This is a genomic window from Shinella zoogloeoides, assembly GCF_020883495.1.
GTDB classification, from domain to species: Bacteria; Pseudomonadota; Alphaproteobacteria; order Rhizobiales; family Rhizobiaceae; genus Shinella; species Shinella zoogloeoides.
Map to the genome: position 1 here is coordinate 3,055,001 of NZ_CP086610.1, position 23,455 is coordinate 3,078,455.

A 23,455-nucleotide genomic window follows, 5' to 3' on the forward strand; every position below is an offset into this window, starting at 1 on the left:
CCGATTGCCCTCAGATTTTCACAATCCCCTCTTCTAGAGGAGAGGAAGAACGAGCGTGATTTGACTCGCAGGCCCTCCTGCGTGCATCTTCCCGCGCTGAATACAAAGCAGCGATACAGGGCGAAGCAGATCGGCATGACCACATACCGGAACATGATCCGATCCCTCGGCAACGAACCGCCGATCCTCGCCGACGGGCGCAAGGCGCCCGACCGTCGGGAAATCTCCCTTCGCTGGCTCTCCGGCACCTTCCTCACCGGCATCACCTCTTCCATTCTCATGGGGGTCGCGCTTTTCGCCGCGCTCGACGGGCGCCAGCAGCTCGCCATTCCGGCCGAGGCCTTCGCCGCGCTCGGCACGCTTACCCAGACGAACAAGACCGGCGAGACGGCCAAGCGCGGCGAACGCGTGCTGGAGCCGACCGTCGTCGCCAAGCCGGCCGATAAGAAGATCATGGAAATTTCCACCATGATCCATGACGGCGAGAAGGAAGTGGTGCGCCGCCAGCCCTTCGCCCATGTGAAGATGGCGCTGGCCGCCAACCACGCCACGAGCGAGGACTATCCGCGCTTCGATCCGCTGGCGATCTTCTCGACGAACGGCAAGGACGCCGCCCCCGCCTCGCGCATGGGCACGATCTATGGTTCCGACGTCGAATCCGAGGTCGCGCTCCAGACGGACGCCTTCCCGACCGGCGGCTCGCCGCTCGACTATGCCGACCAGATGTCGATCGAGGAAGTCGAGGAGAACGTGCGCACCAACGGATCGGTGCTGACCGACGGCAGCTCGCAGGTCGCGTCCCTCTATTATGTCGACCCCCAGCGCTTCGCCTCCGACAGTTCCGATCTCGACCTCATGGGCCTGACGGCCCGCGTGGTCGAGGAGAACATGAGCGTATCGACCTTCGACACGTTGACGCCCGACGACACCGAATATGCCGACGACGTGATTCCGGTGCGCCGCGCGGCCGATATCGACGACGTCATGACGGCTGCCGGCTACACCAAGGCGCAGGCCGACGACCTTTCCGCCTATCTCGAAGACCAGCTCGGCAGCAGGAAGCTTGCCGAGGGCGACGTGATGCGCATCTGCATATCGCAGAAGGGCAAGGAAGCGAACATCGTCAGGGCCAGCGTCTATTCGCGCGGCCGCCATGTGGTGACCGCGGCGCTGGATGACAGCGGCCGCTTCGTACACGGCGCCGAACCGCCGGAGCTGGACGCCGTGGCGACCGCCTTCGACGACGACGGCCGGCCGACGATCATCGCCGGGCGCGACCTGCCCCGCGTCTATGACGGCATCTACCGGGCGGCTCTCTCCTACGGCATGGGCCAGGACATGACCTCCGAGGTCATCCGCATCCTTGCCAGCAATGTCGATTTCCAGGCGCAGCTCCGGCCGACGGATTCGCTGGAGGCCTTCTTCTCCGTCACCGACGAGAACGGCACGGCGACGGAGGATTCGGAAATCCTCTTCCTCGACGCCAAGTTCGGCGACACGGAGACCCGCGTCTATCGCTTCCAGAACCCGGAAGACGATTCCGTCGATTATTACGACGGCGAGGGCAAGAGCATCCGGCAGTTCCTGCTGCGCAATCCGGTTCCGAACGGCACCTTCCGCTCCGGCTTCGGCATGCGACGCCATCCGATCCTCGGCTTCTCGCGCATGCATACCGGCGTCGACTGGGCCGCCCCGCGCGGCACGCCGATCATCGCCGCCGGCAACGGCGTCGTCGAAAAGGCGGGCTGGGATTCGGGCGGTTACGGCAACCAGACGCTGATCCGCCACGCCAACGGTTACGTCTCCTCCTACAATCACCAGAGCGCCATCGCCAAGGGCATCAAGCCGGGCGTGAAGGTTCGGCAGGGTCAGGTGATCGGCTTTGTCGGCACGACCGGCCTTTCGACCGGCCCGCATCTGCATTACGAACTGATCGTCAACGGCAACAAGGTGGATGCGCTGAAGATCCGCCTTCCCGGCGGCAAGTCGCTGGAGGGCAAGGCCCTCGCGCAGTTCGAGGTGGAGCGCCAGCGCATCGACGATCTGCTCGGTCGCGGCGACGCGACACAGGTCGCCGAAACGCACTGACACCCGGCATTCCTGAATGCAAAAAGCGCGGGCCAAGGCCCGCGCTTCGTTTTTTCCCAGACAGTTCCGTGTCAGGCCGCCTTGCTCACCGCCGCGTTGCGCGGCGAGAAGAGCAGCCGGTCAGAACCGGCCGTCACCTTGACGGTCGATCCGTCCGGGATCGCCCCGGCAAGAATCTTCTCCGCCAGCGGATCCTGAAGGTGCTTCTGGATCGCCCGCTTCAGGGGACGCGCGCCATAGACCGGGTCGTATCCCTTCTCGGCCAGCCAGTGCACGGCCTCCTCGTCGAGATCAAGGACAATCTTACGATCCACCAGCAGCTTGCGCAGGCGCTCGAGCTGGATATCGACGATCGCGCCCATTTCCGACCGCCGCAGGCGATGGAACAGGATGATCTCGTCGATCCGGTTCAGGAACTCCGGCCGGAACGCCATCTTCACGACATCCATCACCTGGTCGCGAACCGAATCGCTGTCCTCGTTCTCGCCGAGCGCCGTCAGGTATTCGGCGCCGAGGTTGGAGGTCATGATGATCATCGTGTTGCGGAAGTCCACGGTGCGGCCCTGACCATCGGTCAGGCGGCCGTCGTCGAGGACCTGCAGCAGCACGTTGAAGACATCCGGATGCGCCTTCTCGATCTCGTCGAACAGCACGACCTGATAGGGCCGGCGGCGGACGGATTCGGTGAGCGCACCGCCTTCCTCATAGCCGACATAGCCGGGAGGCGCGCCGATCAGCCGGGCAACGGAGTGCTTCTCCATATATTCCGACATGTCCATGCGCTGGATCGCCGTCTCGTCGTCGAAGAGGAAGCGGGCGAGCGCCTTGGTCAGCTCCGTCTTGCCGACGCCGGTCGGCCCGAGGAAGATGAACGAGCCGATCGGCCGGTTCGGATCCTGCAGGCCGGCGCGGGCGCGGCGGACGGCGCGGGAGACCGCCTGAACGGCATCGCCCTGCCCCACGACCCACTTGCCGAGTTCGTCTTCCATGCGCAGCAGCTTGTCGCGCTCGCCTTCCAGCATCTTGTCCACGGGAATGCCCGTCCAGCGGGAGACCACATGGGCGATATTGTCGGGGGTCACGACCTCCTGCACCATCGGATCGACATCGCCGGCATCGCGGCCTTCGGCCTCCTCCAGCTCCTTTTCGAGCTTGGGGATGATGCCGTAGGCAAGCTCGCCGGCGCGCTGGAACTCACCCTTGCGCTGGGCAATGGCAAGCTCGTTGCGCAACTCGTCGAGCTGGCGTTTGAGATCGGCGGCGCGGCCGAGCTTGGACTTTTCCGCCTGCCAGCGCGCGGTGAGCGCAGAGGCTTCCTCTTCCAGCGCGGCGAGGTCGATCTCGAGCTTTTCGAGACGATCCTGCGACGAGCGGTCGGTTTCCTTCTTCAGGGCCTCGCGCTCGATCTTGAGCTGGATGATGCGGCGGTCGAGTTCGTCCAGTTCTTCCGGCTTGGAATCGACCTGCATGCGCAGCCGCGAGGCGGCTTCGTCCATCAGGTCGATGGCCTTGTCCGGCAGGAAGCGATCCGTGATGTAGCGGTTGGAAAGCGTCGCGGCGGCAACAAGGGCCGAGTCGGAGATACGGACCTTGTGGTGCTGCTCGTACTTTTCCTTGAGGCCGCGCAGGATCGAGATCGTGTCCTCGACGGTCGGCTCATCCACCATGACGGGCTGGAACCTACGGGCAAGGGCCGCGTCCTTCTCGACATGCTTGCGATATTCGTCGAGCGTGGTCGCACCGACGCAGTGCAGCTCGCCGCGGGCAAGCGCGGGCTTCAAGAGGTTGGAGGCGTCCATCGCCCCATCCGCCTTGCCGGCGCCGACCAGCGTGTGCATCTCGTCGATGAACAGGATGATCTCGCCGTCTTCCGCCTGCACTTCGGCAAGAACGGCCTTCAGGCGCTCCTCGAACTCGCCGCGATATTTCGCACCGGCAATCAGCGCGCCCATGTCGAGCGCCATCAGCTTCTTGTCCTTCAGGCTTTCCGGCACGTCGCCATTGACGATGCGCAGCGCAAGGCCCTCGGCGATGGCGGTCTTGCCGACGCCGGGCTCGCCGATAAGGACGGGATTGTTCTTGGTGCGGCGCGACAGGACCTGGATCGTGCGGCGGATTTCGTCGTCACGGCCGATCACCGGGTCGAGGCGGCCTTCGCGCGCATCGGCGGTCAGGTCGCGGGCGAATTTCTTCAGCGAATCGAAGCCCTGTTCCGCGCTCGCCGTATCGGCGGTGCGGCCCTTGCGGATGTCGTTGATGACCTGATTGAGCGAAGTCGGCGTCACGCCGGCCTTGGCCAGAATGTCGGACGTCGCGGCGGATTTCTCGATGGCAAGCGCCAGCAGCAGGCGTTCGACGGTGACGAAGCTGTCACCGGCCTTCTTGGCGGCCTCCTCCGCGGTGGAGAAGACCTTCGCGAGCGGCTGGGCGAGATAGACCTGCCCGTTGCCGCCGGAAACCTTCGGTAGCTTGGCAAGGGCGGCATCGTTGGCGATCCGCGCTTCGCGCGCATTGCCACCCGCCCGCTCGATCAGCGAGGCGGCCATGCCCTGCTCGTCATCGAGCAGGACTTTCAGAACGTGTTCGGGCGCAAATTGCGGATTGCCGTCGGCAAGCGCCTTGGTCTGGGCGGATTGCAGGAAGCCGCGAACGCGCTCGGAGTATTTTTCGATATTCATCATCTGCCTCCATAACTCGGCCGGCCCATCAGGCGCCGGTCGACGATTCAGGATAAGGCTCCCATCTAGGCAAGCCCTCATTCATGCGGGCGCCCGGTCCTGCGACCGGCCAACCGCCTGAAGCGAATATGGTGGAGGAATTTTCGGAATTAAAGGGAGCGTGGAGCGCGCGGCGGCACATTTTTCCAACCACTTGCCGAAACGCAAGAACCCGGCGCGAGGCCGGGTTCTTCGATATCCCAAAAGGATTTCCGCTTATTCGGAAGCGGCTTCCAGCGCCGGGGCGTCACCGCCGGAGGGCTGCTCGCCCTCACCCTCGGCAGCCTGGCCTTCGCCGCGGCGCGGACGGCGCGGACGGGCGGCATTGCGGCGGCGCGGCGCGCGGCCGGCGGCCGGGGCGTCTTCGTCGAGTGCGACTTCGGCCGGCGTACCTTCGATCACCGGCTGCGGGCCGGAACCGTCGACGACGGGCTGCTCGACGGCAACGGGTGCCGGCTCGTCGACGGGCGTCGAATCGATTTCGTCCTGGTCGCGATCGTAACCGTCACGATCGTTGTAATCGCCCCGGTCGGCATTGTCGGAACGGTCGTCACGCGGGAAGCGCTCCTGCATCTGCGCCTGGGCGGCGGCAATGATGCGGTTGTAGTGCTCGGCGTGCTGCAGATAGTTTTCCGCCATGACCCGGTCGCCGGCGCTCTGGGCGTCGCGGGCAAGCGCAGAGTATTTCTCGGCGATGTGCTGGGCCGTGCCCCTGATCTTCACGTCCGGACCCGAGCTGTCGTAGGTCCGCGTCAGGGGATTGCCACCCTTACGGTGGTTGTTGTGATTGTTATTATTGTTGTTGTTATTATTGTTATTACGCCCGCGGCCGCGCTTGTTTTGCTGTCCTGGCCTCATATGTCACTCACCTAACGTATCGTGTCTTGATGATTCATGTGTCTGCAGGCTTGATCGGGACACGCCAGATCAAGCATCCTTACCTGCGGGCAAACCACGCCGGTCGGTGGTCCTGTCGCCGTAAGACGTCAAATTAACAGGTACCCGCACAGGGCAGTCTTCAACCCTAGCAACTCTTCGAGAGAGCAATCCTCGCGATCGGGTCATGCGGGAGCGAATCCCTTTTGCATGACCTCTTGCCCAGTGCGTGGCCGCAAACTATCCCGCTTCCCTCACAATTCCAAGCCTTTTCTTTGCGGCTGCGTAATTTGCTGCGCTTGTGCAGCAAATCCTACACAGACGTTTCTCTGGAAAAGACGAGAACGCGGTCGTTGCCGCCGAGGTCCTGCACCGCTTCGATGCGCGCAAAACCGTTTTCGCGCATGATCGCCGTCACGGTCTCCTTCTGGTCATAACCGATCTCGTAGGCCACCAGTCCGTTTTCCCGAAGGTGATCGTCGGCCCCGGCCGCGATGGCGCGATAGGCATCCAGCCCGTCTTCCCCGCCATCCAGCGCCAGGATCGGATCGTAGAGCCGGACGTCCTCGTCCAGCGTTCCGACCACGGAGCGCACGATATAGGGCGGATTTGACACGATGATGTCGAATGCGCCGGTCACGGCTGCAAACCAGTCGCTTTCGACCGCCTCGAAGCGATCCGCGACCCCATTAATGTCGGCATTGCGCCGGGCCGTTTCAAGGGCGCCCGCCGAATAGTCGGCGCCGACGCCGGTCGCGCCGGGAACGAGATCGAGCAGGGCAAGGCAGATCGCCCCGGTTCCCGTGCCGAGATCGAGGATACGGCAGCCGCCGCCCGCCACCATCTTCTGCGCGTAAGGCACGAGCGTATCGACAAGGATTTCCGTATCCGGCCGGGGTTGCAGCGTTTCAGGCGAAAGCACAAGATCGAGCCGCGAAAAAGCCCGACGGCCGAGGATGCGATGCACCGGCTCGCGCACCGCGCGCCGCGCCAGCGCGCCGTCGATCAGCGCCTGCTGGGATGGGTCGAGCGGACGCGCGCCATCGATGACGAAAGCGGTGGAAGATAGCTTGAGGAGGCCGGCGATCAGCAGTCGCGCATCCTGCGCGGCATCCGCGATGCCCGCCTCGGAAAGCCGGCGGCGCGCCGCGGCCAGTGCCTCGGCGAGCGTCGCGCCGCTCATCGGCCCTGTTCGCCGAGCTGCGCCAGTTGCCCGGCCTGATAATCCGCCACCAGCGCGTCGACCACTTCGTCGATTTCGCCGACCATCATCCGGTCGAGCTTGTAGAGCGTCAGGTTGATGCGGTGATCGGTAACGCGGCCCTGCGGGAAATTGTAGGTGCGGATGCGCTCCGAACGGTCGCCGGAGCCGACCTGGCTCTTGCGGTCCGCCGAACGCTCGCTATCGGCGCGCTGGCGCTCCATATCGTAGAGCCGCGAGCGCAGGATCTGCATGGCCTTGGCGCGATTCTGATGCTGCGACTTTTCCGAACTCGTCACGACGAGACCCGTCGGCAGATGCGTGATGCGCACGGCCGAGTCCGTCGTGTTGACGTGCTGGCCGCCCGCGCCGGACGAGCGCATCGTATCGATGCGGATATCCTCGGCCCGGATCTCGATGTCGATTTCCTCGGCTTCCGGCAGCACGGCGACCGTCGCGGCGGACGTATGGATGCGCCCGCTCGCTTCCGTTTCCGGCACGCGCTGGACGCGGTGTACGCCCGATTCGAACTTCAGCTTGGCGAAAACGCCGCGCCCGGTGATCGTCGCGATGATTTCCTTGAAGCCGCCCGCTTCCCCCTCGCTGGAGGAGATGACTTCCACCTTCCAGCCATGGGCCGCGGCATAACGCTCGTACATGCGGAAGAGATCGCCGGCGAACAGCGCCGCCTCGGAGCCGCCCGTGCCGGCGCGGATTTCGAGGATCGCGCTCTTCTCATCGGCCGCGTCCTTCGGCAGAAGCAGGATCTGCATTTCCTTTTCGAGGCCTTCGAGGCGCTCCTTCAGGTCGGGCAGTTCCATTTCCGCAAGGTCGCGCATCTCGCGATCCGTCGCCTTGTCGGCAAGCAGCGCTTCTAGGTCGGCAATCTCACCATTGACCTTCTCATATTCACGCACCTTCGCGACGACAGGCTGAAGCTCGGAATATTCCGAGGCGAGGCGCACATAGGTCTCCGAATCCGGCCCCGCGGACATGCGTGCCTCGATCTCGCCGAAACGGCGTTCGAGTTCGCGCATCTTTTCAACGGGAAGCTTCGCCACCGTTCAACTCCAGTCAGGTCTTTAAAGCGGGATGCCGTTTTCGGCTGCAAAGTCGGTGAGAATCCGGCGGATGGAAACCGTCGGCTTCAGATCGTCGAGCGCCGGCATCAGCAGCGATTCCAGCTTGCCGGCATCGAGCGAGAGCAGCATGGACTTCACCGGCCCGATCGCCGCCGGCGACATGGAGACCGAGCGGAAGCCGATGCCGAGCAGCGCCATGGCCGAAATCGGCTTGCTCGCCATCTCGCCGCACAGCGTCACGGACGTATCGTTTCGCTCGCCGGCCCGCACGATATCGCGCAGGATGCGCAGGAACGGCCGGCCGAGCGTGTCGAAACGGTCGGAGACGCGGGCATTGCCGCGGTCAACGGCCATGGCGAACTGGAAGAGATCGTTCGAGCCGACCGAAACGAAATCGACTTCGGCCATCAGCTCGTCGAGCTGCCAGAGCAGCGCCGGCACTTCCAGCATCGCGCCGAACTGCAATTTCTTCGGCAATTGCTCGCCGAGCTTCGACTGGCGCTGGATTTCCTTCTGGAGAAGGTCGCGGACCTCCTTCAGTTCGGAAACCTCGGTCACCATCGGCAGCATCAGCCGCAGATCGTTGCCCGCCGCCGCGCGCAGCATGGCGCGAAGCTGGGTCCGCAGAAGGCCCGGCCGGTCGAGCGACAGGCGGATGGCGCGCCAGCCGAGCGCCGGGTTCTCTTCCTCCGCCGCGCGGAAATAGGGCACGACCTTGTCGCCGCCGATATCGAGCGTGCGGAAGGTCACCGGACGCCCGCCGGCATGCTTCAGCACGTTGCGGTAAAAGGCTTCCTGCTCCTCCGCCTTCGGCATGGTCGAGGCGATCATGAACTGGAGTTCGGTGCGGAAGAGGCCGATGCCGGATGCGCCGGATTCGTTGAGATGCGGCAGGTCGACCAGAAGGCCGGCATTCATCTGCAGATTGATCTCGCGGCCGTCCTTCGTCACCGGATCGACAGCCCTGAGCGCCCGGTACTGTTCCTGCCGGCGGGCGCGGAACCGCACCTTCTCCTCATAGGAGCGCTGGAGATCGGGCAGCGGCCGCAGATGCACCCGCCCATCGTCCCCGTCGATGATGATGGAATCGCCATTTTCCGCCAGAGCCACCGCGCCGGCCGCCTGTCCGACCACCGGAATGCCCATGGCGCGTGCGACGATCACCACATGGCTCGTCACCGCGCCCTCTTCCAGAACGAGGCCGCGCACATTCTCGCGCGGATAGTCGAGCAGTTCCGCCGCGCCCATGGCGCGCGCGACGACGATGGCGTCGTTCGGGAAACTGCTGGCCGAAAGCTTCGCGCCGTAGCCGGTGAGCTGGCGCAGCAGGCGGTTCGCCAGATCGTCGAAATCGTGCATGCGCTCGCGCAGATACGGGTCCGTCAGGCGGATCATGCGCGCCTTGGTCTCGCTCTGCACCCGCTCGACCGCCGCTTCCGCCGTCAGGCCGTTGCGGATCGCCTCTTCGAGCTTGCGCACCCAGCCGCGGTCATGCGCGAACATGCGGTAGGTTTCCAGCACCTCACGATGCTCGCCCTCCATCGACACCTCACGGCGCGACAGCATGTCGTCGATGGAAATGCGCAGCGACCCGAGCGCTTCGGCCAGCCGGCCAAGCTCGTGTTCGGAATCCTCGTTGAGCAGGTTCGTGACGACGATGCGCGGCTCGTGCAGCACGACATAGCCAAGGCCGATGCCTTCGCCGAAGCTGGAGCCTTCGATGGCGACGGGACGGGAAAGATCGAGTTCGAGACCGGGCTTGGTGAGCTTCTTCAGCTCGCCCGTCGCCACCATCTCGGCAATCACCATCGCCGTCGTCTCGAGCGCCTCGACCTCGTCTTCGCGGTAGGTGCGGCTCGCCCGGTTCTGCACGACGAGAACGCCGAGCGCCCGGCCCGTGCGCAGGATCGGCACACCGAGGAAGGAGTGATAAATCTCTTCGCCCGTTTCCGGCAGATAGGTGAAGGCGGGGTGCGACTGGGCGTCGGAAAGGTTCAGCGGCCGCGCGGAGGCGGCGATGGTGCCGACGAGGCCCTGCCCCATCTTGAGCTGGGCAAGGTGGACGGCGCCGGGATTGAGGCCTTCGGTGGCGTAAAGTTCGAGAATGCCGTCCGAGCGGAGCACATAGACGGAACACACTTCCGCGACCATGTTCTGCGCGATCTGGCGCACGATCTGGTCCAGGCGCTCCTGCGGCTCGAGCGGCTCCGCCATCAGTTCGCGCAGCCGCTTGAGAAGAACGCGCGGACCCGCGGAGAGGTCTCTCATCGCGTGGCGTCTCCCGAAAATGACGTTACCCCACCGGCGCAAAGACGCGCCGGCGATCACAGGATCGGCGCCGACTCGGCCAGTCCTTACTTCTTATCGAGACCGTAGACGGAATGCAAAGTCCGAACGGCGAGTTCCGCATAGGGGCCGTCGATCAGGATGGAGATCTTGATCTCGGAGGTCGTGATGGCCTTGATGTTGATGCCCTTCTCGGCCAGCGCACGGAAGGCCGAGGCGGCGACGCCCGCATGGCTGCGCATGCCGATGCCGATGACCGAGACCTTCACAAGGCCCGTCTCGTGCTGGATCACGTCGAAGCCGACCTGTTCCTTGGCGCCCTCGAGAACCTTGATCGCCTTCTCCATGTCGCCCGAGGGGATGGTGAAGGTCATGTCGGTCTTCGAGCCGTCCTCGGAAATGTTCTGGACGATCATGTCGACATTGATATGGGCCTCGGCCAGCGGGCCGAAGATCGCGGCCGAAACGCCCGGCCGGTCGGCGACGCGGCGGAGCGAGATCTGCGCTTCATCCTTGGCATAGGCGATGCCGGTTACGACTTCCTGTTCCACGATCTCATCCTCATCACAAATCAGCGTACCGGGCGGGTTCAGAAGATCGCCCATGCCCGGCGCATCGGGGTCCTCGAAAGAGGAGCGCACGAAGGTGCGCACCTTATGCACCATGGCAAGCTCGACCGAGCGCACCTGCAAGACCTTAGCGCCGAGCGAGGCCATTTCGAGCATCTCCTCGAAGGCGATCTTCTTCAGGCGGCGAGCCTTCGGCTCGATGCGCGGGTCGGTCGTGTAGACGCCGTCGACGTCGGTATAGATATCGCAGCGGTCCGCCTTGACGGCGGCGGCGATGGCGACGGCGGACGTGTCCGAGCCGCCGCGGCCAAGCGTGGCGACGCGGTTGTCCGGGCCAAGGCCCTGGAAGCCGGCGACGACGGCAACCTGGCCTTCGCCCATGCGGCGGACCATTTCCGCGCCGTCGATGTCGAGAATGCGGGCCGCGCCATGCGCGTTGTCGGTGCGGATCGGAATCTGCCAGCCCTGCCAGGAGCGGGCGTTGACGCCCATCGACTGAAGCGCGATGGCCAGCAGGCCGGCGGTGACGAGTTCGCCCGAGGCGACGATGGCGTCATATTCGCGCGCATCGTAGAAGGGCGAGCTGGCGCCCGTCACCTTCGGCATGTTCTGCACCCAGGCGACCAGTTCGTTCGTCTTGCCGGACATGGCCGAAACGACGACGGCGACCTCGTGGCCGGCATCGACCTCGCGTTTCACATGACGGGCAACATTGTGGATACGGTCGAGGTCAGCGACGGACGTTCCGCCGAATTTCATCACGATGCGTGCCATGTCTGTGTACCGCTATTTTCGATGTTCGCGCGAGCGCGCGGGGGAAACCGCGGGGTCTCTTAGCGGAAGACCCCGCGCTGTGCAATGCATGGCGTCCCGAAAGTGTACCAATCGGTACGGTTCATCGGATGAAAAGACCCGCGCGCCTTTCGGCACGCGGGCCAGAGGGATTGGATATCGATGGGTCGCGGGCGAAAAATCCGCCCGCGACCCTGCCGATTACTTCTGCCAGCTCTTGACGAGTTCGTCGTAGTTGACCGTCTGCGGCTTTTCCTTCTCGTTCTCGATCTTGAGCTGCGGAGCGAGGTTGCCCTTCGCGACCGCATCCTTGTTCCAGAACTCGATGTCGTGCTCCTCGGCAAGCTTCGGGCCGATATCGCCCTGAACGCCGGCGCGCTCCAGGCGTTCCAGCACCTTTTCCTGTTCGGCGCACAGCGAGTCCATGGCTTCCTGCGACGTCTTGGCGCCGGAAGAGGCATCGCCGATCGCCTGCCACCAGAGCTGGGCCAGCTTCGGATAGTCCGGGATGTTCGTGCCGGTCGGCGACCACTGCAGACGGGCCGGCGAACGGTAGAACTCGATCAGGCCGCCAAGCTTCGGCGCACGGTCCGTGAAGGACTTGTGGTCGAGCGTGGACTGACGGATGAAGGTGAGGCCGACATGGCTCTTCTTCACGTCGACGGTCTTGGAGGTCACGAACTGCGCATAGAGCCAGGCGGCCTTGGCGCGGTCGTCCGGGGTGGACTTCATGAGCGTCCAGGAACCGGCGTCCTGATAGCCGAGCTTCATGCCGTCCTTCCAGTAGACGCCATGCGGCGAGGGAGCGAAGCGCCACTTCGGCGTGCCGTCCTCGTTCACGACCGGCAGGCCGGGCTTCACGAAGTCGGCGGTGAACGCCGTATAGGTGAAGATCTGCTGCGCGATGTCGCCCTGCGCGGGAACGGGACCCGCTTCCGAGAAGGTCATGCCGCCGGCGGCTGCCGGTGCGTAGGCCTTCATCCAGTCGAGGTACTTCTGGATCGAGTAGACGGCAGCCGGGCCGTTGGTGTCGCCGCCGCGGGCAACGCACGAACCGACCGGACGCGACTTCTCGTCGACCTTGATGCCCCATTCGTCGACCGGCAGGCCGTTCGGAATGCCGCGGTCGCCGTTACCGGCCATCGAGAGCCAGGCGTCGGTGAAGCGCCAGCCGAGCGACGGGTCCTTCTTGCCGTAGTCCATGTGGCCATAGACCTTCTTGCCGTCGATCTCGCGGCCGGTGAAGAACTCGGCGATGTCCTCGTAAGCGGACCAGTTGACCGGAACGCCGAGGTCGTAGCCGTATTTCGCCTTGAAGTCGGCCTTGTTCTTCTCATCGTTGAACCAGTCGTAGCGGAACCAGTAGAGGTTCGCGAACTGCTGGTCGGGAAGCTGGTAGAGCTTGCCGTCCGGCGCGGTCGTGAAGGACTTGCCGATGAAGTCGTCGATGTCGAGGTTCGGGTTGGTAACGTCCTTGCCTTCATTGGCCATGAAGTCGCTCAGCGGACGGGCCTGGTTGTAGCGCCAGTGGGTGCCGATCAAGTCCGAGTCGTTGATGTAGCCGTCATAGATGTTCTCGCCCGACTGCATCTGCGTCTGGAGCTTTTCGACGACGTCGCCCTCGCCGATCAGGTCGTGCGTGATCTTGATGCCGGTGATGGCGGTGAAGGCCGGCGCAAGGACCTTCGATTCGTATTCATGCGTGGTGATCGTTTCCGAGACCACCTTGATCTCCATGCCGGCGAACGGCTTGGCGGCGTCGACGAACCACTGCATTTCCTTTTCCTGGCTGGCGCGATCCAGCGAGGACAGGTCGCCGATCTCCGTATCCAGGAACTTCTTGGCGGCATCCATGTCCGCGAATGCGGAACCGGTAAACGCCAGCAGCATGGCCGCCGTCGTCGTCAGAAGTTGCTTTCGCATTTTGATCCTCCCTTAGGGTTTTGCGATTGCAAGTGAGAAGGCCCCTTTCCCCCGGGACCTCCATTTCCTTTGCCTTACACGAAGCGGAAAACGCCGATGGCGTAGACCACGGACAAGGCAAGAGCCCACCACAGGTTGGGGCCGACAAGCCCCAGCCATGCGAGATGAATGAACGCCGAGCCGAGCAGCGACACGAAGAGCCGGTCGCCGCGGGTCGTCTCGAAGCGCAGGATGCCGACGCGCGGCGAACCGCCCGGCCGGGCATATTCCCAGACCGCCATCAGCGCGATCAGCAGGAAGATCGTCAGGAAGAACATGGCCGTCGGGAACGACCAGGCCATCCAGCCGCCCGGAATGAGCGAGGCGAACCAGTCGCGCGCGCCGTCCTTGACGGGAAGCGCCATGACGAGAAGCCCGGCGATGACGGCGTAGATGACGAGCACGGCGGCGAGCGCGACCGGCCAGCGGTTGTTGCGGTTGGCGACGGTGGCCATCAGACCCTCCCCAGGGCGAAGCCCTTGGCGATGTAGTTGCGGACGAAGTAGATCACGAGCGCGCCGGGAATGATGGTCAGCACGCCGGCGGCGGCGAGCACGCCCCAGTCCATGCCCGAGGCCGAGACCGTGCGCGTCATCGTGGCAGCAATCGGCTTTGCGTCCGTCGTCGTCAGCGTGCGGGCGATCAGGAGTTCGACCCAGGAGAACATGAAGCAGAAGAAGGCGGCGACACCGATACCGGAGGCGATCAACGGCACGAAGATCTTCGCGAAGAATTTCGGGAACGAGTAGCCGTCGATATAGGCGGTCTCGTCGATCTCCTTCGGCACGCCCGACATGAAGCCCTCGAGGATCCAGACGGCGAGCGGCACGTTGAACAGGCAGTGCGCGATGGCGACGGCGATATGCGTATCGATCAGGCCGAAGGCCGAGTAGAGCTGGAAGAAGGGCAGCGCGAAGACGGCCGGCGGCGCCATGCGGTTGGTCAGCAGCCAGAAGAAGAGGTGCTTGTCGCCGAGGAACCGGTAGCGCGAGAAGGCATAGGCTGCCGGCAGCGCCACGGATATCGAGATGAGCGTGTTCAGCACCACATAGATGATCGAGTTGATATAACCCGAATACCAGGCCGGATCGGTGAAGATGACGGCGTAGTTGCGGAGCGTCGGCTGCTGCGGCCAAAGCGAGAAGGTGCCGGTGATCTCCTGGTTCGTCTTGAAGCTCATGTTGACGAGCCAGTAGATCGGCAGCATCAGGAAGACGATGTAGAGCGTCGGCACGATCCAGGAAAGATCGCGCTTGCCGGTCGCCCTGGCGCCGGCATTGCTGACGGCGCCCGTCGGAAGCGTAGTTGCGGTGGTTGCCTGTGAGGTCATGGTTTCCTCCCTCACGCCTGTTCGTCGCTGCTGGTCATGACCGTGTAGAATATCCACGACAGCAGCAGGATGATCAGGAAGTAGATGATGGACATGGCCGCGGCCGGGCCAAGGTCGAACTGGCCGATCGCCATCTTGACGAGGTCGATCGAAAGGAACGTGGTCGAGTTGCCCGGACCGCCGCCGGTGACGACGAAGGGTTCGGTATAGATCATGAAGCTGTCCATGAAGCGCAGCAGGAAGGCGATGAGCAGGACGCGCTTCATCTTCGGAAGCTGGATGTAGCGGAACACGGCCCAGCGCGATGCGCCGTCGATCTTGGCTGCCTGGTAATAGGCCTCCGGGATCGAGACGAGGCCGGCATAGCAGAGCAGCACGACGAGGCTCGTCCAGTGCCAGACGTCCATGACGATCAGCGTGACCCAGGCGTCGAAGACGTTGTTGACGTAGTTGTAGCTGATGCCGAGCGCATCCAGCGTGCGGCCGAGCAGGCCGATATCGACGCGGCCGAAGACCTGCCAGATCGTGCCGACGACGTTCCACGGAATGAGCAGTGGCAGCGCCATCAGCACGAGGCAGACCGGCACGCCGAGGCCCTTCTTCGGCATGTTCAGCGCGATCAGGATGCCGAGCGGAATCTGGATCGCGAGGATGATGCCGGAGAAGAGCAGGTTACGCCCGAGCGCCTGCCAGAAGCGGTCGGATTCCAGCACGTCCGAAAACCAGCCGACGCCGTTCCAGAAGAACTGGTTGTTGCCGAACGTATCCTGCACCGAATAGTTCACCACCGTCATCAGCGGGATCACCGCCGAGAAGGCGACGAGCAGCAGGACGGGCAGGACCATGAACCAGGCCTTGTTGTTCCAGGTCTTGTTCATCGTCAGCCCTCCCTGCCGACACGCCAGCTATCGGCGTAGATGTTGATGGCGGCGGGGTCGAAGGTCACGCGCGGGTCGGCGGGAATCTCGCCATCCTCCGGCACGACGATGGCGATCGGCTTGCCGGCGAATTCCGCCCGCACGATCTTCTGGCGGCCGATATCCTCAACCTTGCTGATCGAGACCGGCATGCCGTCGCGCGACAGCGAAATGAATTCCGGGCGGATGCCGAGTTCCGTCCTGGCGCCGGCGGCGATATCCGGCTTGTAGCCGAGGTCGAGCGTCTCTTCCCCGACCTTGATGCTGCTGCCGTCGATGGCGGCCGGCAGCACGTTCATGCCCGGCGAACCGATGAAATAGCCGACGAAGGTGTGGCGCGGCTTCTCGAAAAGCTCGGCCGGCGTGCCGATCTGCACGATCTGGCCGTCATACATGACAACGACCTTGTCGGCGAAAGTCAGCGCCTCGGTCTGGTCGTGCGTGACATAGACCATGGTGAAGCCGAACTGGCGGTGCAGCTTCTTGAGCTGCGAACGCAGCACCCACTTCATATGCGGGTCGATGACGGTCAGCGGCTCGTCGAAGAGGATGGCGTTGACGTCGTTGCGCACGAGGCCGCGGCCCAGCGAAATCTTCTGCTTCTGGTCGGCGGTCAGGCCCCGCGCCGTCTTCTTCGCCCAGCCGGCAAGATCGATCATCTCGAGGATGTCACGCACGCGGCGGTCGACTTCCGGTTCGGCCACGCCGCGGTTGCGCAGCGGGAAGGCCAGATTGTCGTACACCGTCATCGTGTCGTAGATGACCGGGAACTGGAAGACCTGCGCGATGTTGCGCTCCTGCGTCGACAGATACGTGACGTCCCTGCCGTCGAACAGGATGCGGCCCTCGGAGGGCTGCAACAGGCCCGAGATGATGTTGAGCAGCGTGGTCTTGCCGCAACCCGAGGGGCCGAGCAGCGCATAGGCGCCGCCGTCGTTCCACTCGTGATGGACTTCCTTCAGAGAGTAATCCGCTTCCGACTTCGGCTTCTGGCCGTAGGCGTGGCGGATATGATCGAGATTGATGCGTGCCATGGTCCTCTCCTCAGGCCGCCGCGGTCGCGGGTTCCGCGATCGCCTTGCCGTCCGTGCCGAAGGCCATCAGATGGCGCGTGTCGACATGGACGGTGATGACCGCCTCCGGCTCGATGTCGTGGATACCGGGCGAGAGCATGACCCAGCGGCTGCCCTCGAATTCGATATGGATGAAGCTTTCCGAACCCGCGATTTCCGAGATCGCCGTGCGCGCCTGAAGGCTCGCCGAGGCCGGCGTCTGGCTCGTCAGCGACAGGTGGTGCGGATGGAAGGCGATGGTGCAGGGGCCGTCCGGCACGCCGGCAAGATGCGCGGGCACCGGCAGCACCGGCTTGCCGCCGATCTCAAAATGCCCGCCCTTCCTGACGACCTCGACCGCATTCAGCGGCGGATCGGCGAAGGTGCGCGCGGTCAGAAGGTCGATCGGACGTCGATAGACGTCGATGGTGCGGCCGAACTGCGTGATGCGGCCCTGCGAGAGCGCCGCCGTATTGCCGCCGAGAAGCAGCGCCTCGGACGGCTCGGTCGTCGCATAGACGAAGATCGCGCCGGAGGCGGCGAAGATCTTCGGCAGTTCGAGGCGCAGTTCCTCGCGCAGCTTGTAGTCGAGGTTGGCGAGGGGCTCGTCGAGCAGCACGAGGCTGGCATTCTTGACGATGGCGCGGGCAAGCGCCGTGCGCTGCTGCTGGCCACCGGAAAGGTTGAGCGGCGTGCGGTCGAGATAGGGCGTCAGCTTCAGGAGATCGGCCGCCTTGCGCACTTCGCGGTCGATGGTCGCGCTGTCCGCGCCCTTGATGCGCATCGGCGAGGCGATGTTCTCGTAGACCGTCAGCGCCGGGTAATTGATGAACTGCTGGTAGACCATGGCGACGCCGCGATCCTGCACGCGCACGCCCGTCACGTCCTTGCCGTCGAACCAGACGGAGCCGGAGGTCGGCTTGTCGAGGCCGGCCATCAGCCGCATCAGCGAGGTCTTTCCCGAAAGCGTCGGGCCGAGCAGCACGTTGAGCGAGCCGCGCTCGAGCACGAGACTGGTCGGATGGATATGCGTTTCCGCCCCCGCCACCTTCTCGATGTTTCTAAGTTCCAGCATTCCTATCTCCGTCGTTCCTCCCAGCCACCGGATCAGGGTGTGCTAGTGGGGGGCCGCCCTTGCTGCCGCCATGTAGTCTTCCAGCGCGGTCGCTTGCGCGGCCGTCAGGTGCAATCCTCGTTTGGTCCGCCGCCACAGCACGTCTTCGGCGTGCCGGGCCCATTCTTCCTTCATCAGCCAGCGCACTTCGCGCTCGTAGAGGTCGCTGCCGAAATGCCGGCCGAGGTCCTCGGACGACGTCGCGCCGTCCAGCATGTTCGCTGCCCGCGTGCCGTAGAGCCGCACGAGCCGGCGGGCATGGGCCGGCGCGAGGAAGGCGAAGCGCGCGGAAAGCGTTTTCACCTCGGCATCGAAGCCGTCCACCTTGAAATCGCCGCCCGGCAGGCGGGAATTCGCGGTCCAGCGGTCACCCTTGGCGCCGATGGATTCGCCGATCTTCTCCAGCGCCGATTCCGCCAGACGCCGGTAGGTGGTGAGCTTGCCGCCGAAGATGTTGAGCAGCGGGGCCTGGCCGTCGCCGCCCTCGACCTTCAGCACGTAGTCGCGCGTCGCTTCCTGCGCCTTGCTGGCGCCGTCGTCGAAGAGCGGGCGCACGCCGGAATAGGTCCAGACGATGTCTTCGCGCTGCACCGGCTCGGCGAAATACTCGCTGGCCGAAGCGCAGAGGTAATCGATCTCGGCATCGCTGATGCGCACGTCGCGGGGATCGCCCTGATAGTCCCGGTCGGTCGTGCCGATCAGCGTGAACTCTTCCTGGTAAGGAATGGCGAACATGATACGCCCGTCCGGGTTCTGGAAGAAGTAGGCGCGCGGATCGGAGAATTTCTTCTTCACGACGATATGGCTGCCCTGCACGAGGCGGACATTGTGGACGTCGTTGCGGCCGAAAGCGGCGGAGAGAACCTTGTCCACCCAGGGACCGGCGGCATTGACCAGCATGCGGGCGCGCACCGTCTCGCGGGCGCCGGTATCGACATTCTCCGTCTCGACGTTCCAGTGGCCGTTTTCCCGGCGCGCGGCGACGACCTTGGTGGCCGTGCGGATATCCGCGCCACGGTCGGCCGCATCGCGGGCGTTCAGAACCACGAGGCGGGCATCGTCCACCCAGCCGTCGGAATATTCGAAAGCCTTGCGGAAGAGCTTCTTCAGCGGGCCGCCGGCCGGATCCTTGGCAAGGTCGAGCGTCGCGGTCGCCGGCAGCAGCTTGCGGCCGCCGATATAGTCGTAAAGGAAGAGGCCGAGGCGGATGAGCCAGGCCGGGCGCAGGCCGCCCTTCTGGAACGGCAGCACGAAGCGCATCGGCCAGATGACGTGCGGCGCCATGGCCCAGAGCACTTCGCGCTCCATCAGTGCCTCGCGCACGAGGCGGAATTCGTAGTGCTCGAGGTAGCGCAGGCCGCCATGAATGAGCTTGGTGGAGGCGGAGGACGTGCCGGACGCGAAATCCTTCATCTCGGCGAGCATCACCGAATAGCCGCGACCGGCGGCATCGCGCGCGATGCCGCAGCCGTTGATGCCGCCACCGATGACGAAGATATCGCGGATCACGTTGCCGTCCAATTTCCCCTCCCATTTCGCATCGCACAATTCTGTGCATTTGCGAAAGCAGATGGAGTTAAAACGAAAACATTTCGAATGTCAAACGAATGCGAGAAGAAATACCATATCCCTGTATCAGGCCTGTGACGCGGTCTCCACGAGACGCGCGTCATGCTCCTGGCAAATGGCGCGAATGCCCTCGAAAGGACAGCTATCCGTGATGAAGGTATGGACCTGCGAGAGGTGGCCGATCCGGACGGGCGCGGTCCTTTCGAATTTCGTCGAATCCGAAACCAGAATGACATGGCGCGCATTGGCGATGATCGCCTGCGCCACCTTCACCTCGCGATAATCGAAGTCGAGCAGCGCGCCGTCCTCGTCGATGGCCGAAACGCCGATCACGGCGTAATCCACCTTGAACTGCCGGATAAAATCGACCGCCGCCTCCCCGACGATACCGCCATCCGCCCCGCGCACCACGCCGCCGGCAATCACCACCTCGATGGAGGGATAGACGCGCAAGCGATTGGCGACATTGATATTATTGGTGATGACCATCAGTTCCTTATGGTCAAGCAACGCCTCGCCGACGGCCTCCGTCGTCGTGCCGATATTGATGAAGAGCGAGGAATTGTCGGGGATCATTGCCGCAGCCGCACGACCTATCGCCTGCTTTTCCGGCGCGGCTATGGAGCGGCGCGCCTCGTATTTCACATTCTCGTTGCCGCTCGGGAACAGCGCCCCGCCGTGAATGCGCGTCAGCACCTTGTTGTCGCACAGATCGTTGAGGTCCTTGCGGATGGTCTGCGGCGTCACGGAAAAGCGCGAGGCGAGGTCTTCCACGAGCACGCGCCCCTCGACTTTTGCGAGATCCACGATCTCCGCCTGCCGGCCCGTCAGAAACATGTGCTCCTCCTTATGCTTTCGTTTTCTTTCATCATATGCAAAAACGAAAGCACATCAATTGATCCGTTCTGCCTTCTTGGAGAGTGCCCCGGTTTTTGTGATACTGGGCCGCAGCAGGACACCGGGAGGACAGACCATGTTTCATCCAGCCTTGTTCAAGGGCGCCAATATCGTCGTGACCGGCGCGGGGCGCGGCATCGGGCTGGAGATCGCCCGGCAGTTCCTCGATTGCGGCGCACATGTGCTGCTGCATGGCGGCCGTTCGGCTTCCGGCCCGCTGCCCGATTTCCTCGAAAATGCCGTGGCGGACGCCCGCGCGCATATCGTCTATTCGGACTTCCTCGAAGAGGGTGGGATCGGTGCGCTGCTGCAACGGGTGGACAGCCTCTTCCCGCATGTCAACGTGCTGATCAACAATGCCGGCACCATGGTCGGCCGCTTCCCGGCCGCCGATCTCACCGACGAGGAATACGAAACCATCGTGCGCCTCAACCAGACCTCCGTCGTCGAGGTGACACGCGGGCTGCTGCGCGCGCTGCGCCGCGCGCCGCATGCGGCCATCGTCAACACGGTCTCCATTTCGGCGCTGACGGGCGGCAGCCCCGGCTCGGCGATCTATTCGGCCACCAAGGCTTTCGTCTCCACCTATTCCAAGGGGCTGGCGCGCGAACTCGCGCCGGACGGCATCCGCGTCAACTGCGTCTCGCCGGGCACCATCACCACCGATTTCCATGCGCGCTACTCGACCGCCGAGAAGCTGGAAGCGACGCGCAAGACCATTCCGCTCCAACGCCTCGGCACGGCGGAGGACTGCGCCCCCGCCTATCTCTTCCTCGCCTCCAATGCGCTCTCCGGCTATGTCACCGGCCAGGTGCTGGAGGTGAACGGCGGCCAGCTCATCTGCTGACCACCCTCTCGTTCAGGCGTTGACGTCGACGACGACACGTCCCTTGACCTTGCCGTCGAGAATGAGGTTCGCCAGTTCCGGCAGGTCGGAAAGCCGATGCTCGACCACCATGGCCTCCAGCTTGTCCATCGGCAGGTCGGAAGCGATGCGGTTCCAGGCGTCGACGCGCTGATCATAGGGCCGCATGACGGAATCGATGCCGAGCAGGCTGACCCCGCGCAGGAGGAACGGGATGACCGTGAAGGAGGGCACCACGGCACCGGCCGCAAGGCCGACCGACGCGACGGCGCCATCGTATTTCATCTGCTTGAGCACGCGCGCCAGCATGTCACCGCCCACCGCGTCGACGGCGCCGGCCCAACGCTCGGATTCGAGCGGCCGGCTGCTCGCCTCCGCCAGTTCCGCGCGATCGATGATCGTCTCCGCCCCGAGGCCCTTGAGATAGTCCGCCGTCTCCGGCCGGCCCGTCACCGCCGCGACGGAATAGCCGAGCCGCGCCAGCAGCGCGACGGCGACCGAGCCGACGCCGCCGGCCGCGCCCGTCACCAGCGCCTCGCCCTTCAGCGGCGAAAGCCCCGCCTTTTCCAGCGCGATGACGGAGAGCATCGAGGTCAGCCCCGCCGTGCCGATCGCCATGGCCTGCCGGGTCGAAATGGTTTCCGGCAGCGGCACCAGCCAGTCAGCCTTCACCCTGGCGCGCGTCGCAAAGCCGCCCCACCAGATTTCGCCGACGCGCCAGCCGGTCAGCACCACCCGGTCGCCGGGCCGGTAGCGCGGATCGTCGGAGACCTCGACCGTGCCGGAAAAATCGACGCCCGGCACATGCGGGAAGGTGCGCACCAGCCCGCCCTTGCCATTGATGCAAAGCCCGTCCTTGTAGTTGAGCGTCGAATATTCGACCGCGACGGTGACGTCGCCATCGGGAAGCCGCGAATCCTCAAGCTCCCGGATATTGGCGGAAACCGCACCGTCCGCTCCCTTTTCGACCAGCAATGCCTGAAACGTCATGGCGTCCTCCTCGTGATCCCTGATGCGACAGATATAGGGCGCGGGGCATTGGTGCCGCCACTGTTCTTTTGTATCAAGGCGATGGAGGCCCGCATGATCGACAAGCTGGAATATTTCATCGCCCTTGCCCGCGAACGGCATTTCGCCCGGGCGGCGGAGGAACTCGGCATCTCGCAGCCGACCCTTTCGGCGGCGATCCGCCAGTTGGAAGACCAGCTCGGCGTGATGCTGGTCGTGCGCGGCTCGCGCTTCCAGGGCCTGACGCCGGAGGGCCAGCGCGTGCTGGAATGGGCGCGGCGCATCGTCGGCGACACGCGCACCATGCGCGAGGAGATGCGCGCCGCGCGCAAGGGCCTGTCCGGCCATATCCGCCTCGCCGCCATTCCGACGACGCTTGCCATGGTGCCGCGCATCACCGCGCCCTTTCAGGAAAAACACCCGGACGTCACCTTCTCCATCGTCTCCACCACCTCGATCCAGATCCTCGGCCTTCTCGAAAATCTGGAGATCGACGCCGGCCTCACCTATCTGGAAAACGAGCCGCTGGGGCGCGTGACGAGCGTGCCGCTGCTGCACGAGCACTATTGTCTCATCACGGCCAAGGGCGGCCCGTTTTCGGATCGCGAAAGCGTGACCTGGCAGGAGGCCGGCAGCGTTAGGCTTTGCCTATTGACTGCCGATATGCAGAACCGCCGCATCATCAACCGTCATTTCACCGATGCCGGCATCACCATCCAGCCATCGCTCGAATCCAACTCGATGATCGTCCTGCTTTCCCATGTCCGCACCGGACGCTGGAGCAGCATCATGCCGAAGAATGTCGCACGATCCTTCGGTTTTCATGACGAATTGAGTATAGTTTCGCTGGTCGAACCGAACCCCGAACACACGGTCGGCCTCGTCGCCACCCATCGCGAACCCTTCACCCCGCTCGTCTCCGCCCTGCTGCATGAAGCGCGCATCCTGGCCGAGGCCGGAATGGATTGATAGGAATTTCCTATTGCTTGACGAGACAGCTTTATTGACCCGTCGTCTCCCACCTGAGAAGCTGCTAGAATGGTGGCGGAAATCGAAAAGGCTCGATCTTCGCCGAGGAATTTCAATCGCATCGGCGCGCCGGACCTCTCGATCTTCCTGCGGTTCATATG

The 23,455-nt window shown here is 64.1% G+C and carries 18 protein-coding genes; 3 read left to right on the forward strand and 15 right to left on the reverse strand.

Annotated features, from left to right (window positions below):
- Positions 1-135: 135 nt before the first annotated feature.
- Entirely contained in the window at positions 136-2,088 is a 1,953-nt protein-coding gene (locus K8M09_RS15065) for a M23 family metallopeptidase (RefSeq protein ID WP_160787352.1), read from the forward strand.
- A gap of 71 nt (positions 2,089-2,159) precedes the next feature.
- Here the strand turns inward: K8M09_RS15065 and clpB are convergent, their stop codons facing one another.
- The 14 genes from clpB to K8M09_RS15135 form a co-directional block, all read right to left on the reverse strand.
- Positions 2,160-4,766, reverse strand: a complete 2,607-nt coding sequence (gene clpB, locus K8M09_RS15070; protein ID WP_160787353.1) for an ATP-dependent chaperone ClpB — start codon at positions 4,764-4,766, stop codon at positions 2,160-2,162.
- A 255-nt stretch (positions 4,767-5,021) separates the two neighbouring features.
- Complete coding sequence (locus tag K8M09_RS15075) at positions 5,022-5,663, reverse strand: DUF4167 domain-containing protein (protein WP_160787354.1); 642 nt, start codon at positions 5,661-5,663, stop codon at positions 5,022-5,024.
- Between the two features lie 331 nt (positions 5,664-5,994).
- Positions 5,995-6,864 carry a peptide chain release factor N(5)-glutamine methyltransferase gene (gene prmC, locus K8M09_RS15080; protein ID WP_160787355.1) on the reverse strand — a complete coding sequence of 290 codons (870 nt, stop codon included), beginning with the start codon at positions 6,862-6,864 and terminating at the stop codon, positions 5,995-5,997.
- Positions 6,861-7,943, reverse strand: coding sequence for a peptide chain release factor 1 (gene prfA / locus K8M09_RS15085; RefSeq protein ID WP_160787356.1), 1,083 nt, complete (start codon positions 7,941-7,943; stop codon positions 6,861-6,863). The genes prmC and prfA overlap by 4 nt, the downstream gene beginning before the upstream one ends.
- A gap of 21 nt (positions 7,944-7,964) precedes the next feature.
- A complete protein-coding gene (gene ptsP, locus K8M09_RS15090; protein ID WP_160787357.1) occupies positions 7,965-10,232 on the reverse strand; it encodes a phosphoenolpyruvate--protein phosphotransferase in 2,268 nt (755 codons plus the stop codon).
- Positions 10,233-10,318: 86 nt separating this feature from the next.
- Positions 10,319-11,593 (reverse strand): aspartate kinase, encoded by a 1,275-nt coding sequence (locus K8M09_RS15095; RefSeq protein WP_160787358.1) that lies wholly within the window; start codon positions 11,591-11,593, stop codon positions 10,319-10,321.
- Positions 11,594-11,812: 219 nt separating this feature from the next.
- Positions 11,813-13,534, reverse strand: coding sequence for an ABC transporter substrate-binding protein (locus K8M09_RS15100; RefSeq protein WP_160787359.1), 1,722 nt, complete (start codon positions 13,532-13,534; stop codon positions 11,813-11,815).
- 74 nt (positions 13,535-13,608) lie between these two features.
- Positions 13,609-14,028, reverse strand: coding sequence for a DUF2160 domain-containing protein (locus K8M09_RS15105; RefSeq protein WP_170299560.1), 420 nt, complete (start codon positions 14,026-14,028; stop codon positions 13,609-13,611).
- On the reverse strand, positions 14,028-14,903 hold the full coding sequence (locus K8M09_RS15110; protein WP_170299561.1) for a carbohydrate ABC transporter permease: 876 nt from the start codon (positions 14,901-14,903) through the stop codon (positions 14,028-14,030). Before K8M09_RS15110 ends, K8M09_RS15105 begins: the two co-directional genes overlap by 1 nt.
- An 11-nt stretch (positions 14,904-14,914) precedes the next feature.
- On the reverse strand, positions 14,915-15,781 hold the full coding sequence (locus tag K8M09_RS15115) for a carbohydrate ABC transporter permease (RefSeq protein ID WP_160787360.1): 867 nt from the start codon (positions 15,779-15,781) through the stop codon (positions 14,915-14,917).
- Positions 15,782-15,783: 2 nt separating this feature from the next.
- Complete coding sequence (locus K8M09_RS15120) at positions 15,784-16,854, reverse strand: ABC transporter ATP-binding protein (RefSeq protein WP_160787361.1); 1,071 nt, start codon at positions 16,852-16,854, stop codon at positions 15,784-15,786.
- 10 nt (positions 16,855-16,864) lie between these two features.
- Positions 16,865-17,947: an ABC transporter ATP-binding protein gene (locus K8M09_RS15125; protein WP_160787362.1), complete on the reverse strand. Its 1,083-nt coding sequence runs from the start codon at positions 17,945-17,947 to the stop codon at positions 16,865-16,867.
- A gap of 42 nt (positions 17,948-17,989) precedes the next feature.
- Positions 17,990-19,507, reverse strand: coding sequence for a glycerol-3-phosphate dehydrogenase (gene glpD, locus K8M09_RS15130; protein WP_160787363.1), 1,518 nt, complete (start codon positions 19,505-19,507; stop codon positions 17,990-17,992).
- Between the two features lie 114 nt (positions 19,508-19,621).
- Positions 19,622-20,392 carry a DeoR/GlpR family DNA-binding transcription regulator gene (locus K8M09_RS15135; protein ID WP_160787364.1) on the reverse strand — a complete coding sequence of 257 codons (771 nt, stop codon included), beginning with the start codon at positions 20,390-20,392 and terminating at the stop codon, positions 19,622-19,624.
- A gap of 136 nt (positions 20,393-20,528) precedes the next feature.
- On the opposite strand from K8M09_RS15135, the gene K8M09_RS15140 reads away from it, so the two are divergent.
- Positions 20,529-21,299 carry an SDR family NAD(P)-dependent oxidoreductase gene (locus K8M09_RS15140; RefSeq protein ID WP_160787365.1) on the forward strand — a complete coding sequence of 257 codons (771 nt, stop codon included), beginning with the start codon at positions 20,529-20,531 and terminating at the stop codon, positions 21,297-21,299.
- Positions 21,300-21,311: 12 nt separating this feature from the next.
- Here the strand turns inward: K8M09_RS15140 and acuI are convergent, their stop codons facing one another.
- Positions 21,312-22,307: an acrylyl-CoA reductase (NADPH) gene (acuI, locus tag K8M09_RS15145; protein ID WP_160787366.1), complete on the reverse strand. Its 996-nt coding sequence runs from the start codon at positions 22,305-22,307 to the stop codon at positions 21,312-21,314.
- Positions 22,308-22,400: 93 nt separating this feature from the next.
- On the opposite strand from acuI, the gene K8M09_RS15150 reads away from it, so the two are divergent.
- Positions 22,401-23,294 carry a LysR family transcriptional regulator gene (locus tag K8M09_RS15150; RefSeq protein ID WP_160787367.1) on the forward strand — a complete coding sequence of 298 codons (894 nt, stop codon included), beginning with the start codon at positions 22,401-22,403 and terminating at the stop codon, positions 23,292-23,294.
- Positions 23,295-23,455 lie beyond the last annotated feature (161 nt).

Bases quoted from the DNA above. Each gene is read 5' to 3' on its own strand.
- K8M09_RS15100 (WP_160787359.1), bottom strand. From the start codon at position 13,534: ATGCGAAAGCAACTTCTGACGACGACGGCGGCCATGCTGCTGGCGTTT.
- K8M09_RS15150 (WP_160787367.1), top strand. From the start codon at position 22,401: ATGATCGACAAGCTGGAATATTTCATCGCCCTTGCCCGCGAACGGCAT.
- clpB (WP_160787353.1), bottom strand. From the start codon at position 4,766: ATGAATATCGAAAAATACTCCGAGCGCGTTCGCGGCTTCCTGCAATCC.
- K8M09_RS15140 (WP_160787365.1), top strand. From the start codon at position 20,529: ATGTTTCATCCAGCCTTGTTCAAGGGCGCCAATATCGTCGTGACCGGC.
- ptsP (WP_160787357.1), bottom strand. From the start codon at position 10,232: ATGAGAGACCTCTCCGCGGGTCCGCGCGTTCTTCTCAAGCGGCTGCGC.
- K8M09_RS15115 (WP_160787360.1), bottom strand. From the start codon at position 15,781: ATGAACAAGACCTGGAACAACAAGGCCTGGTTCATGGTCCTGCCCGTC.
- K8M09_RS15110 (WP_170299561.1), bottom strand. From the start codon at position 14,903: ATGACCTCACAGGCAACCACCGCAACTACGCTTCCGACGGGCGCCGTC.
- K8M09_RS15075 (WP_160787354.1), bottom strand. From the start codon at position 5,663: ATGAGGCCAGGACAGCAAAACAAGCGCGGCCGCGGGCGTAATAACAAT.
- K8M09_RS15125 (WP_160787362.1), bottom strand. From the start codon at position 17,947: ATGCTGGAACTTAGAAACATCGAGAAGGTGGCGGGGGCGGAAACGCAT.
- K8M09_RS15105 (WP_170299560.1), bottom strand. From the start codon at position 14,028: ATGGCCACCGTCGCCAACCGCAACAACCGCTGGCCGGTCGCGCTCGCC.
- acuI (WP_160787366.1), bottom strand. From the start codon at position 22,307: ATGACGTTTCAGGCATTGCTGGTCGAAAAGGGAGCGGACGGTGCGGTT.
- K8M09_RS15135 (WP_160787364.1), bottom strand. From the start codon at position 20,392: ATGTTTCTGACGGGCCGGCAGGCGGAGATCGTGGATCTCGCAAAAGTC.
- K8M09_RS15120 (WP_160787361.1), bottom strand. From the start codon at position 16,854: ATGGCACGCATCAATCTCGATCATATCCGCCACGCCTACGGCCAGAAG.
- K8M09_RS15065 (WP_160787352.1), top strand. From the start codon at position 136: ATGACCACATACCGGAACATGATCCGATCCCTCGGCAACGAACCGCCG.
- prmC (WP_160787355.1), bottom strand. From the start codon at position 6,864: ATGAGCGGCGCGACGCTCGCCGAGGCACTGGCCGCGGCGCGCCGCCGG.
- K8M09_RS15095 (WP_160787358.1), bottom strand. From the start codon at position 11,593: ATGGCACGCATCGTGATGAAATTCGGCGGAACGTCCGTCGCTGACCTC.